Raw genomic sequence first — 12,214 nt, forward strand, 5'->3', positions numbered from 1 at the left:
GTGCCCGACATAGACCTACTGTGGGAGCGAGCTTGCTCGCGATAGGGCCCTGACAGCCACCCATAAACTACAGGCACAAAAAAACGCCCCCGGTCTCACAACCGGGGGCGTTTTTCATTCAGCCTGGGCTAAATCAGTTCTTGGCTTTCTTGGCGGCGCGGGTACGCTCGCTTTCGTCCAGGATCTTCTTGCGCAGGCGGATCGACTTAGGCGTCACTTCACACAGCTCGTCGTCCTGGATGAATTCCAGAGCCTGTTCCAGGGTGAAGCGAACAGGTGGAACCAGGGCGATGGTTTCGTCTTTACCCGAAGCACGCATGTTGTCGAGCTTCTTGCCCTTGGTAGGGTTCACGCCCAGGTCGTTGTCACGGCTGTTCAGACCAACGATCTGGCCGCCGTAGATTTCCTGGCCGTGTTCAACGAACAGCTTGCCACGCGCCTGGAGGGTTTCCAGGGAGTAGGTCAGTGCCTTGCCGGTTTCAACCGAAACCAGAACGCCGTTCTGACGGCCGGACATGTCGCCGGACTTCATCACGTCGTAACGGTCGAAGATCGAAGTCAGGATGCCAGCACCGTTGGTCAGGGTCAGGAACTGGTTACGGAAACCGATCAGACCACGAGCAGGGATGTTGTATTCCAGACGTACACGGCCCTTGCCATCCGGCACCATGTTGGTCAGGTCGCCCTTACGCAGGCCCATCTCTTCCATCACCTTGCCCTGGGATTCTTCCGGCAGGTCGATGGTGACGTTTTCGAACGGTTCGTGCTTCACGCCGTCAACCAGACGGATGATCACTTCCGGACGGCCTACAGCCATTTCGAAGCCTTCGCGACGCATGGTTTCGATCAGAACCGAGAGGTGCAGTTCGCCACGGCCCGAGACCTTGAACTTGTCAGCCGAGTCGCCTTCTTCAACGCGCAGTGCAACGTTGTACAGCAGCTCTTTGTCCAGACGTTCCTTGATGTTACGGGAAGTCACGAACTTGCCTTCTTTACCGCAGAATGGCGAGTCGTTTACCTGGAAGGTCATGGAAACGGTTGGCTCGTCGACGGTCAACGGCTTCATCGCTTCAACGGTGTCCGGGTGGCACAGGGTGTCGGAGATGAACAGCGAGTCCATGCCGCTGATGCAGACGATGTCGCCGGCAGCTGCTTCTTCAACGTCTACACGGTGCAGACCGTGGTGACCCATCAGCTTGAGGATACGACCGTTGCGCTTCTTGCCGTCGGCACCGATAGCCACGACCGGGGTGTTCGGCTTGACGCGACCACGAGCGATACGGCCAACACCGATCACACCCAGGAAGCTGTTGTAGTCCAGTGCCGAGATCTGCATCTGGAACGGGCCGTCACGGTCGACTTTCGGCGCGGGTACGTTGTCGACGATCGACTGGTACAGCGGGGTCATGTCGTCAGCCATTTCGGTGTGGTCCAGACCGGCAATACCGTTCAGGGCCGAGGCGTAGACGACTTTGAAGTCCAGCTGTTCTTCGGTGGCGCCCAGGTTGTCGAACAGGTCGAAGATCTGGTCCAGAACCCAGTCCGGACGCGCGCCTGGACGGTCAACCTTGTTGATGCACACGATCGGACGCAGGCCGGCTTCGAAGGCCTTCTTGGTCACGAAACGAGTTTGCGGCATAGGGCCGTCCTGGGCGTCGACCAGCAGCAGCACGGAGTCGACCATCGACATCACGCGCTCGACTTCACCACCGAAGTCGGCGTGGCCCGGGGTATCCACGATGTTGATGTGGTAGCCGTTCCAGTTGATGGCGGTGTTTTTCGCCAGGATGGTAATACCGCGCTCTTTCTCCTGGTCGTTGGAGTCCATCACGCGCTCGTCGTTGAGCTCGTTGCGCTCCAGGGTGCCGGATTGACGCAAGAGTTTGTCTACCAGGGTGGTCTTACCATGGTCAACGTGAGCAATGATGGCGATGTTGCGTAGATTTTCGATCACTTGTGTATCTCGATCAGAGGATTCGGTGTGCTGACAGGTCGTGGCAGCGATTTACAGTAGAGTCCGACAGTTACAGCGTGTCGGCGGCGTCGGGGGGCCGGTGACGCAGGCCACAGGCAAACAGCCCCGGGCACTTAGCTCGGTCGATAAACGCGCACATTGGCATGCCCCTCACTGAGCAAATGATGGGCATGCAGGCGACTCATCACGCCTTTGTCGCAATACAGCAGGTACTGGCGAGTAGGGTCCAGTTCCTTGAAACGCGCGTTCACTGCATAGAACGGCATCGTTTGTACCTCGACGCCGGCGACGCTCAGCGGGTCGTCTTCAGCATCGTCCGGGTGACGGATGTCGATGATGATCTGACCGGCCAGCGCTTCGCCGACTTCTTCAATCTGAATGTCCTGGCCCAATTCGTCGATGACCCGATCGATCGGCACCAGCCTGGCGTTCTCGATCGCGCGTTCGAGTACCGCCATGTCGAATTCTTTCTCTTCGTGCTCCACGCGCCCGCGCTTGGCCGCCGTCTTCGGATTGACCGAGATGACCCCGCAGTACTCCGGCATGTGCCGGGCAAAATCGGCGGTGCCGATCTCCGTGGCCGTGTCGATGATGTCCTGCTTGTGGCTGGCGATCAGTGGCCGCAGCACGAGTTTCTCGGTCACGCAGTCGATCACCGACAGGTTCGGCAGCGTCTGGCTCGAAACCTGGGAAATCGCCTCGCCGGTGACCAGCGCGTCGATGTGCAGGCGGTCGGCGATGCTCGTCGCGGCACGCAACATCATACGCTTCAAAATGACGCCCATATGACTGTTATCGACTTTGCCGAGAATCTCGCCCAGGACTTCCTCGAACGGCACGCTCACAAATAACACGCGCTGGGAGCTGCCGTACTTCTTCCAGATGAAGTGCGCCACTTCCATGACGCCCAGTTCGTGGGCGCGCCCGCCGAGGTTGAAGAAGCAGAAATGGCTCATCAAGCCGCGACGCATGATCTGGTAGGCGGCGACGGTGGAGTCGAAACCACCGGACATCAATACCAACGTCTGTTCCAGCGAACCCAGCGGATAACCGCCGATGCTGTCGTGCTGGCTGTGGATCACGAACAACCGCTGGTCGCGAATCTCGATGCGCACTTCAACTTCAGGGTCTTTCAGGGAAATACCGGCCGCGCCGCACTGCCGGCGCAACTGGCTGCCGACATAACGCTCGACGTCCATCGAGCTGAACGGATGCTTGCCGGCGCGCTTGCAGCGTACCGAGAAGATCTTGCCGGCCAGGGCGTCACCATAATGGAGCATGCACTTGGCGAGGATATCGTCGAAGTCCCCCAGCGGATATTCGTCGACCTGGAGGAAATGCGCGATGCCCGGCATGCAGCTCAGGCGCTCGGTCATTTCCTTCAAGGCCTTGGGTTCGCTGACGCGGGTTTCCAGTTCGAGGTTGTCCCACACGCCATTCACCACCACGGCCGGGTCCAGGTCACGGAGCACGGCACGGATGTTCTTGGCCAGCTGGCGGATGAAACGCATCCGTACCGGGCGGCTCTTGATGGTGATCTCGGGGAAGACTTTTACGATTAGTTTCATGAAAACAGCGCGCGAACGGCCAGCCGAAAAAGGGGGGCGCGGATTATAGCGGAAATTGCTCAAGGTTTAACCAGTTAATCTGCAATTGGTTTTGGCCGCACCAAAACAGGTCACAATCCACAAAACACGCCACATTGCGGTGCGCAATTGTCCGACAATCCGCGTCCAGCCCCTTTCAAAAGCGAGGATTTGGTGCAAAAAACCCATGCTGGGGCACTGGCATGCAAATTGCTCCCTTGTGAGGCAGGTTGCCTTGGCAGAGTATTCGCGCCGGCATCACCCATATCTAAGGGCACACCATTACCGCCCGAAGCCACCCGGAGGACATATGTCGAAGTCGGTTCAACTCATCAAAGATCATGACGTCAAGTGGATTGATCTGCGCTTCACTGACACCAAGGGCACTCAACATCACGTGACCATGCCGGCCCGTGATGCGCTGGACGACGAATTCTTTGAAATCGGCAAGATGTTCGACGGTTCCTCCATCTCCGGCTGGAAAGGCATCGAAGCCTCCGACATGATCCTGATGCCGGACGACGAAACCGCGGTCCTCGATCCGTTCACCGAAGAGCCGACCCTGATCCTGGTTTGCGACATCATCGAACCTTCGACCATGCAAGGCTATGACCGCGACCCACGCGCCATCGCCCACCGCGCCGAGGAATACCTGAAGTCCACCGGTATCGGCGACACCGCTTTCTTCGGTCCTGAGCCTGAATTCTTCATCTTCGACTCGGTCAAGTTCAAATCCGACATCTCCGGTTCCATGTTCAAGATCTTCTCCGAACAGGGTTCGTGGATGTCCGACCAGGACGTGGAAGGCGGCAACAAAGGCCACCGTCCAGGCGTCAAAGGCGGCTACTTCCCGGTTCCGCCGTTCGATTTCGACCACGAAATCCGTACTTCCATGTGCAACGCGCTGGAAGAAATGGGCCAGACCGTCGAAGTTCACCACCACGAAGTGGCGACTGCCGGCCAGAACGAAATCGGCGTGAAGTTCAACACGCTGGTCAAGAAGGCTGACGAAGTCCAGACCCTGAAGTACTGCGTGCACAACGTTGCCGACGCCTACGGCCGCACCGCGACCTTCATGCCGAAGCCTCTGTACGGCGACAACGGTTCGGGCATGCACGTGCACATGTCGATCTCCAAGGACGGCAAGAACACCTTCGCTGGCGAAGGTTATGCCGGTCTGTCGGACACCGCCCTGTACTTCATCGGCGGCATCATCAAGCACGGTAAGGCCCTGAACGGCTTCACCAACCCGTCGACCAACTCCTACAAGCGTCTGGTTCCAGGCTTCGAAGCACCGGTCATGCTGGCCTACTCGGCTCGCAACCGTTCCGCCTCGATCCGTATTCCTTACGTGAACAGCCCTAAAGCCCGTCGTATCGAAGCGCGCTTCCCGGATCCGGCTGCCAACCCATACCTGGCCTTCGCAGCACTGATGATGGCCGGCCTGGACGGTATCCAGAACAAGATCCACCCCGGCGATGCCGCCGACAAGAACCTGTATGACCTGCCGCCTGAAGAGGCCAAGGAAATCCCACAGGTTTGCGGTAGCCTGAAAGAAGCCCTGGAAGAGCTGGACAAGGGCCGTGCGTTCCTGACCAAGGGCGGCGTATTCAGCGATGACTTCATCGACGCTTACATCGCGCTGAAAAGCGAAGAAGAGATCAAGGTTCGCACCTTCGTACACCCACTGGAATATGAGCTGTACTACAGCTGCTGATCCGGTAGCGCCGTCACGTACGGCGTGAAATAAAAGAGGCCTCCTTCGGGAGGCCTTTTTCATGGGCGCCGGTTACAGGCATGATGCCTCGTCGCTCCTCCATAAAGACGAGACTGCCCATGACTCCGCGCCTCAAGCTCTGCCTTGCCCTGTCCGCCGCACTGCTGGCCACCAGCGCCGAAGCGGGCAACGCCCCCGAAGCCCTTACTCCGCTGCTGAACGCTATCGGTGAACGCCTGGCCATTGCCGATCAGGTGGCGTTGAGCAAATGGGACAGCGGCAAACCGGTGGAGGATCGCCAGCGCGAGCGTGAAGTCATCGCCGCCGCCGTCGCCCAGGCGCCGACCTACAAACTGACCGGTGAAACCGTGGAAGCGTTTTTCGCCGCCCAGATTGAAGCCAACAAACTGGTGCAATACATCAACCTGTCCGACTGGGCCCTCGACGGTAAGGCCCCAGACCTGCCACGCCCGGACCTGGTGGGCGAGATCCGCCCCAAACTCGATCGACTGCAGAAACGTCTGTTGCAGCAACTGGCCGACTTCGCACCCTACCGCACCGACCCGCAGTGCCCGCAATGGCTGGCCCGCGCTACCCACCACAACAAACAACACCCAATACACAGGCTTGCCTTGATCCGAGCAACCGGCGGACTGTGTATCTCCCCGAAATCCTGAGCCCCCCCCTTCCCCCTGTGGGAGCGAGCTTGCTCGCGATGAGGCCAACCTATCCAACACCTCACTGCCTGACACACCGCCATCGCGAGCAAGCTCGCTCCCACACTGGATCTGCGTCGCCACAAGATTCGTGTTCACAGCAGATCCCCTGTGGGAGCGAGCCTGCTCGCGAAGAGGCCAGCACATCCAACATCTCAACGACTGACACCCCGCCTTCGCGAGCAAGCCCGCCCCCACAGGAAATACGTGCAACACAGCAATTGGGCCAACCAGCCACGCTGGCCTATGCTGCACCCATCACCTTTCGTTTTCGGTCGATTTTCCATGGGTCGTGTTTTCTCAATCATCTTCTTATCGCTGTTGGCATTGCCTGCTACCGCGCAGATCTACAAATACACCGACGCCGACGGCAACACCGCCTACAGCAATCAGCCGCCCGACGGCGTACCAGCCCAGGCCGTGGAATTGCCGCCGCTCAACAGCGTGGAGTCCCAGACACCGGGCAGCCGCGAAGCACCTGCGGCCGCGCAAGGCAGCGACGCGCCGCGTAACGCCTATGACATCCTGGAACTGACCGACATCCCCACCGAAGAAGCCCTGCGCGCCAATAACGGCACCTTCACCGTTGGCGTCCGGGCGCAGCCGCGCCTGCAAGGCCCGCATCTGTTCAGGCTATTGCTGGACGGCCAGCCGTACGGGCAGCCGAGTAACGTGCCGCGCCTGCAACTGGTGAACATCGACCGCGGCGAACACAGCCTGGCAGTCCAGGTCATCAACGGGGAACGTCTCGTGCAACAAAGCGAAACCGTTACCTTCACTGTCCAGCGGATTCACCTTCCATGATCCGCTGGCTGCTCGCCCTCGGCCTGCTGCTGGTGGCGCTACCGAGCCTGGCGCAGGTCTACACCTACATCGACGCCCAGGGCAATCGCGTCTTCACCGACCAGCCACGCCCCGGCAACGCGAAGAAAGTGCCGCTACCGCCCGGCAACCGGATGCCGGCCACGCCCTCCGGGACTACGCCGACGACGACCGCCGAAAAACCACCCGCCGAGCCCTTGTTCCGATACGAGATGCTCCGGCTGCTGATCCCCGAGCCAGATGCGACGATACGCAGTACCGCGGGGGAACTGATCGTCACCGCCACCAGTGAGCCCGGTTTGCAGAAAGGTCACCACTACCGCCTGCTGCTGGACGGCAAGCCCACTGGCGAGCCGGGACCCAGCCCAGTGTTTGCGCTGAAGAACATTGATCGCGGCACCCATCACCTGGCGGTGGAGATCCTCGACGAGCAAGCGCGAATCGTCGAGCGCACCGCCAACCAGCCCTTCCACATGCAACGCATGTCCCTGGCGCAGAAGCGCCGCGTCAAACCCTGTGCTATCGCCGACTACGGCCAACGCCCCGAATGCCCCCTGGCGGACAAGCCCGAGGAGGAAAAAAGCAGCATCCTGCCCTTCTTCTAATGCCATCCAGGATGGCGCACCATGACAGTGCACAGCTCTGCACCTCTACCCAGATTCCAACCCATTTTGGTTCGAAACTACCCGCGAAAACTGGCAGAACGCCACACAGATGGGCGAGAAAAGGCTATTTGACGCCTGAAACGCTTCTTTTCGGAGCCTTGGTTTGGTTTTTGCATTTTGCTGGTATCAGCGCATGAATCGCGCGCGCGATTTGGGGGCTTGCCCTTGATCGCTACGCTTTAAAAGAGGTCCTGATGACCATTAGCGACGCACTACACCGTTTGCTGCTCGACAATCTCACCACCGCGACCATCCTGCTCGACGCCGAACTGCGTCTGGAGTACATGAACCCGGCGGCAGAGATGCTCCTGGCCGTCAGCGGCCAGCGCAGCCATGGGCAGTTCATCAGCGAACTGTTTACCGAATCCACCGAAGCGCTGAATTCCCTGCGCCAGGCCGTCGAACAGGCCCACCCGTTCACCAAGCGCGAAGCGATGCTCACCGCCCTGACCGGCCAGACCCTGACGGTCGACTACGCGGTAACGCCGATCCTCAACAACAATGCCACCCTCCTGCTTCTGGAAGTCCATCCCCGTGATCGCCTGCTGCGCATCACCAAGGAGGAGGCGCAATTGTCCAAGCAGGAAACCAGCAAGATGCTGGTGCGCGGCCTGGCCCATGAGATCAAGAATCCGTTGGGTGGCATTCGTGGCGCGGCACAGTTGCTCGCCCGGGAACTGCCGGAAGAAAGCCTCAAGGACTACACCAACGTCATCATCGAAGAGGCCGACCGCCTGCGAAACCTGGTGGACCGCATGCTCGGCTCGAACAAGCTGCCCTCACTGGCGCTGTGTAACGTTCATGAAGTACTGGAGCGCGTCAGCAGCCTGGTGGAGGCGGAGAGCCAGGGCTGCATCACCTTGGTGCGCGACTACGACCCGAGCATTCCCGACGTCCTGATCGACCGCGAGCAGATGATCCAGGCGGTGCTGAACATCGTGCGCAACGCCATGCAGGCCATCAGCAGCCAGAGCGAGCTGCGCATGGGTCGCATCAGCCTGCGCACCCGCGCCATGCGCCAGTTCACCATCGGCCATGTGCGCCATCGCCTGGTGACCAAGATCGAAATCATCGACAACGGCCCGGGCATTCCTGCGGAACTGCAGGAAACCATCTTCTTTCCCATGGTCAGCGGCCGTCCGGACGGTACCGGGCTGGGCCTGTCCATCACCCAGAACATCATCAGTCAGCATCAGGGCTTGATCGAATGTGAGAGCCACCCCGGCCACACCACTTTCTCGATCTTCCTGCCACTGGAACAAGGAGCCACATCGACATGAGCCGTAGTGAAACCGTGTGGATCGTCGATGACGACCGTTCTATCCGCTGGGTCCTGGAAAAAGCCTTGCAACAGGAAGGCATGACCACCCAGAGCTTCGACAGCGCCGACGGGGTGATGAGCCGCCTGGCCCGTCAGCAGCCGGACGTCATCATTTCCGATATCCGCATGCCCGGCGCCAGTGGCCTGGACTTGCTGGCGCGGATTCGCGAGCAACATCCGCGGCTGCCAGTGATCATCATGACCGCTCATTCCGACCTGGACAGCGCCGTGGCGTCTTACCAGGGCGGTGCGTTCGAGTACCTGCCCAAGCCGTTCGACGTCGACGAAGCCGTGTCCTTGGTCAAGCGCGCCAACCAGCACGCCCAGGAGCAACAAGGCCTGGAGGAAGTCCCGGCCCTGGCCCGCACCCCGGAAATCATCGGCGAAGCGCCGGCGATGCAGGAAGTGTTTCGCGCCATCGGTCGACTGAGCCATTCCAACATCACCGTGCTGATCAATGGTGAGTCGGGTACCGGCAAGGAATTGGTGGCCCACGCCCTGCACCGCCACAGCCCACGAGCGGCGTCGCCGTTCATTGCGCTGAACATGGCGGCGATTCCCAAGGATCTGATGGAGTCCGAGCTGTTCGGTCATGAAAAAGGCGCGTTCACCGGCGCGGCCAATCTGCGCCGGGGGCGCTTCGAACAAGCCGATGGCGGTACGTTGTTCCTGGATGAAATCGGCGACATGCCGGCTGACACCCAGACCCGACTGCTGCGGGTACTGGCCGACGGCGAGTTCTATCGAGTCGGCGGGCATACGCCGGTCAAGGTCGATGTCCGGATCATCGCCGCGACCCACCAGAACCTGGAAACCCTGGTCCACGCCGGCAAGTTCCGCGAAGACCTGTTCCATCGCCTGAACGTGATCCGCATACACATCCCGCGCCTGGCGGACCGTCGCGAGGACATCCCGACCCTGGCCCGGCACTTCCTCGGCCGTGCGGCCCAGGAGCTGGCAGTGGAGCCCAAGCTGCTCAAGAGCGAGACCGAGGAATACCTCAAGAACCTGCCGTGGCCCGGCAACGTGCGCCAGCTGGAGAACACCTGCCGCTGGATCACGGTGATGGCGTCGGGTCGCGAAGTGCATATCAGCGACTTGCCACCGGAACTGTTGAGCCTGCCACAGGATTCGGCGCCGGTGACCAATTGGGAACAGGCCTTGCGCCAATGGGCCGACCAGGCCCTGGCCCGCGGTCAATCGAGCCTGCTCGACAGCGCCGTCCCGGCCTTCGAGCGCATCATGATCGAAACCGCCCTCAAGCACACCGCCGGCCGCCGCCGCGACGCCGCCGTGCTGCTGGGCTGGGGCCGCAATACCTTGACTCGCAAGATCAAGGAATTGGGGATGAAGGTTGATGGTGGGGATGATGATGAGGGGGATGAGGGCTGATCAGCCTTTGACCCTGTGGGAGCGGGCTTGCTCGCGAAAGCGGTGTATCAGACAAAGTGATGTCGACTGATACACCGCATTCGCGAGCAAGCCCGCTCCCACATTGGATCTTTGTGCACCGCTTCAATGCACTACGAACCGCAATTGCACATGCACCTCAAGCCAAAACCAATCGACCCAACTCGAAAAAAACCGCACAAACAAAAGCAAAAGCCCCGGAATACGGGGCTTTTTCGCATCTTCAGCAGTTTTTTGTGACAAGCCATTTAAAACTGGCACGCCCCCTGCAACAACCCAATCACTACCCAGTTTCGGGGACCTTGGTACAGGCAGGCCGGGGATTCCCCTCTTTTACACCGGGCTCATCGAGCCCACTGTTTTGGGGGCCTTGATACAGGCAGGTCAAGGTTTCCCTTCTTTACATCCGGGCTGCGTCTTCACGGCAAGCCCTCCCGTTTTGGGGACCTTGGTACAGGCAGGCCGGGGATTCCCTCTTTTATTGCTCCTGGAGACGGATCTCCAGCCGCCAGCGGTCATCGACTTCGCTGCCGGTCCACTCCCCTCGCAACGGACGCGCCGCCACCAAAGTCAGCAACAGCCCCTTGTCACTCAAGCGCACCCGCCAGTTCACGTTCTTGCCGTTGAGCTTGAGCTGGCCTTTCTGCGGTCGGCCTTGCGCCTGAAACAACAGGGCCACGGAGCCGTCGATGATTTCCCCATGGAGCTCCGGTTCGTTGTTGAACCAGGCCACCAGCCCTCCCTGGGTCACCTCGACCTGTTGCAACTCGCTCGGATCGGGCGTCGTCAGGCGGCCGATCATCAGCCCGACCATCATGCCGACGATCGCCAGAGAGCCCATCACCCGAGGCAATAGCTTCGAACGCCGATCGGTTTGCGGCGTAGAATGCCGCTCATCTTTATCTGCGGAGCCGTGCATGTTTCACGTCATCCTTTTTCAACCGGAAATACCACCCAATACCGGCAACGTCATCAGGCTGTGCGCCAACAGCGGCTGCCACCTGCACCTGATCGAACCGCTGGGCTTCGAAATGGACGACAAGCGCCTGCGCCGCGCCGGCCTCGACTACCACGAGTATGCCACCTTGCAGCGGCACGCCGACTTGGCCAGTTGCCTGGAAAGCCTGGGGCATCCGCGTCTGTTCGCCTTCACCACCAAGGGCTCGCGGCCGTTTCATGACGCCAGCTTCGTCGCCGGCGATGCATTCCTGTTCGGCCCGGAAAGCCGTGGCCTGCCGGCCGAAGTGCTCGACGCACTACCGGCGGACCAACGCTTGCGCTTGCCGATGCGTGAAGGCTGCCGCAGCCTGAACCTGTCAAACACCGTGGCGGTGGCGGTTTATGAGGCGTGGCGGCAGAACGGCTTTCAATAGCATCGCATAACAAATGTGGGAGCGAGCCTGCTCGCGAAAGCGTCAGCTCAGTCGGTACTTGATTGACTGATATAGCGCTTTCGCGAGCAGGCTCGCTCCCACAGGTTTGATACTCGGCTGACAGCGCCGCTTACTGGACGGTCGCGCCGCCTTCTTGTTGCATGCGCTGCAGCTCTTGCGCGTACAGGGCATCGAAGTTCACCGGGGCCAGCATCAGGGCCGGGAACGAGCCGCGGGTCACCAGGCTGTCCAGTGTTTCGCGGGCGTACGGGAACAGGATGTTCGGGCAGAACGCGCCCAGGGTGTGGCTCATCGAAGCGGCATCGAGATTCTTGATCAGGAAGATACCGGCCTGCTGGACTTCGGCGATGAACGCGACTTCGTCGCCATTCTTCACGGTCACCGACAGGGTCAGCACCACTTCGTGGAAATCTTCTTCCAGGGCTTTCTGGCGGGTATTCAGGTCCAGGGCCACGCTCGGCTCCCACTGCTGGCGAAAGATCGCCGGGCTTTTCGGGGCTTCGAAGGACAGGTCGCGAACGTAAATGCGCTGCAAGGAGAATTGCGGTGCGGCTTCTTCTTCAGTGGCAGCTGTGTTCTGTTGGTCAGTCATCGCAGATCCTTCTTAC

11 protein-coding genes are annotated in these 12,214 nt (G+C 60.3%); 7 read left to right on the plus strand and 4 right to left on the minus strand.

Annotated features, from left to right (window positions below; translation table 11 throughout):
* Positions 1–133: 133 nt before the first annotated feature.
* Together typA and thiI are read right to left on the minus strand one after the other, a co-directional pair.
* Positions 134–1,954, minus strand: a complete 1,821-nt coding sequence (gene typA / locus J3P96_RS26060; protein ID WP_305497421.1) for a translational GTPase TypA — start codon at positions 1,952–1,954, stop codon at positions 134–136.
* A gap of 134 nt (positions 1,955–2,088) precedes the next feature.
* The gene (gene thiI / locus J3P96_RS26065) at positions 2,089–3,543 is read right to left on the minus strand and encodes a tRNA uracil 4-sulfurtransferase ThiI (protein ID WP_305497422.1); all 1,455 of its coding nucleotides are present in this window, start codon (positions 3,541–3,543) and stop codon (positions 2,089–2,091) included.
* Between the two features lie 328 nt (positions 3,544–3,871).
* Between thiI and glnA the strand changes: the two genes are divergently transcribed.
* The 6 genes from glnA to ntrC all read left to right on the plus strand — a co-directional run bounded on the left by glnA (position 3,872) and on the right by ntrC (position 10,194).
* Positions 3,872–5,278, plus strand: a complete 1,407-nt coding sequence (gene glnA, locus J3P96_RS26070) for a type I glutamate--ammonia ligase (protein WP_186638815.1) — start codon at positions 3,872–3,874, stop codon at positions 5,276–5,278.
* A gap of 119 nt (positions 5,279–5,397) precedes the next feature.
* Positions 5,398–5,955 carry a chorismate mutase gene (locus tag J3P96_RS26075; protein WP_434654000.1) on the plus strand — a complete coding sequence of 186 codons (558 nt, stop codon included), beginning with the start codon at positions 5,398–5,400 and terminating at the stop codon, positions 5,953–5,955.
* A 324-nt stretch (positions 5,956–6,279) separates the two neighbouring features.
* On the plus strand, positions 6,280–6,798 hold the full coding sequence (locus J3P96_RS26080; protein ID WP_434654003.1) for a DUF4124 domain-containing protein: 519 nt from the start codon (positions 6,280–6,282) through the stop codon (positions 6,796–6,798).
* Positions 6,795–7,421 (plus strand): DUF4124 domain-containing protein, encoded by a 627-nt coding sequence (locus J3P96_RS26085; protein ID WP_434654006.1) that lies wholly within the window; start codon positions 6,795–6,797, stop codon positions 7,419–7,421. The genes J3P96_RS26080 and J3P96_RS26085 overlap by 4 nt, the downstream gene beginning before the upstream one ends.
* Before the next feature lie 254 nt (positions 7,422–7,675).
* Positions 7,676–8,761: a nitrogen regulation protein NR(II) gene (gene glnL, locus J3P96_RS26090; protein WP_434654008.1), complete on the plus strand. Its 1,086-nt coding sequence runs from the start codon at positions 7,676–7,678 to the stop codon at positions 8,759–8,761.
* On the plus strand, positions 8,758–10,194 hold the full coding sequence (ntrC, locus tag J3P96_RS26095) for a nitrogen regulation protein NR(I) (RefSeq protein ID WP_186613250.1): 1,437 nt from the start codon (positions 8,758–8,760) through the stop codon (positions 10,192–10,194). Before glnL ends, ntrC begins: the two co-directional genes overlap by 4 nt.
* 496 nt (positions 10,195–10,690) lie before the next feature.
* Here ntrC and J3P96_RS26100 read toward each other — a convergent pair whose 3' ends face one another.
* Complete coding sequence (locus J3P96_RS26100) at positions 10,691–11,131, minus strand: hypothetical protein (RefSeq protein ID WP_434654011.1); 441 nt, start codon at positions 11,129–11,131, stop codon at positions 10,691–10,693.
* Here J3P96_RS26100 and trmL point away from each other — a divergent pair.
* Complete coding sequence (gene trmL, locus J3P96_RS26105) at positions 11,130–11,585, plus strand: tRNA (uridine(34)/cytosine(34)/5-carboxymethylaminomethyluridine(34)-2'-O)-methyltransferase TrmL (protein ID WP_092401422.1); 456 nt, start codon at positions 11,130–11,132, stop codon at positions 11,583–11,585. The genes J3P96_RS26100 and trmL overlap by 2 nt on opposite strands.
* Positions 11,586–11,715: 130 nt before the next feature.
* On the opposite strand, the gene secB is transcribed toward trmL, so the two are convergent.
* Positions 11,716–12,198: a protein-export chaperone SecB gene (gene secB, locus J3P96_RS26110; RefSeq protein ID WP_305497429.1), complete on the minus strand. Its 483-nt coding sequence runs from the start codon at positions 12,196–12,198 to the stop codon at positions 11,716–11,718.
* Positions 12,199–12,214: the final 16 nt, after the last annotated feature.

This window comes from Pseudomonas sp. R3-56 (assembly GCF_051132075.1).
Taxonomy (GTDB): Bacteria; Pseudomonadota; Gammaproteobacteria; order Pseudomonadales; family Pseudomonadaceae; genus Aquipseudomonas.

Excerpts from the sequence above, each read along its gene's own strand:
- glnA (WP_186638815.1), top strand. The coding sequence starts at position 3,872 with ATGTCGAAGTCGGTTCAACTCATCAAAGATCATGACGTCAAGTGGATT.
- ntrC (WP_186613250.1), top strand. The coding sequence starts at position 8,758 with ATGAGCCGTAGTGAAACCGTGTGGATCGTCGATGACGACCGTTCTATC.
- secB (WP_305497429.1), bottom strand. The coding sequence starts at position 12,198 with ATGACTGACCAACAGAACACAGCTGCCACTGAAGAAGAAGCCGCACCG.
- J3P96_RS26080 (WP_434654003.1), top strand. The coding sequence starts at position 6,280 with ATGGGTCGTGTTTTCTCAATCATCTTCTTATCGCTGTTGGCATTGCCT.
- J3P96_RS26085 (WP_434654006.1), top strand. The coding sequence starts at position 6,795 with ATGATCCGCTGGCTGCTCGCCCTCGGCCTGCTGCTGGTGGCGCTACCG.
- thiI (WP_305497422.1), bottom strand. The coding sequence starts at position 3,543 with ATGAAACTAATCGTAAAAGTCTTCCCCGAGATCACCATCAAGAGCCGC.
- J3P96_RS26075 (WP_434654000.1), top strand. The coding sequence starts at position 5,398 with ATGACTCCGCGCCTCAAGCTCTGCCTTGCCCTGTCCGCCGCACTGCTG.
- trmL (WP_092401422.1), top strand. The coding sequence starts at position 11,130 with ATGTTTCACGTCATCCTTTTTCAACCGGAAATACCACCCAATACCGGC.
- glnL (WP_434654008.1), top strand. The coding sequence starts at position 7,676 with ATGACCATTAGCGACGCACTACACCGTTTGCTGCTCGACAATCTCACC.
- J3P96_RS26100 (WP_434654011.1), bottom strand. The coding sequence starts at position 11,131 with ATGCACGGCTCCGCAGATAAAGATGAGCGGCATTCTACGCCGCAAACC.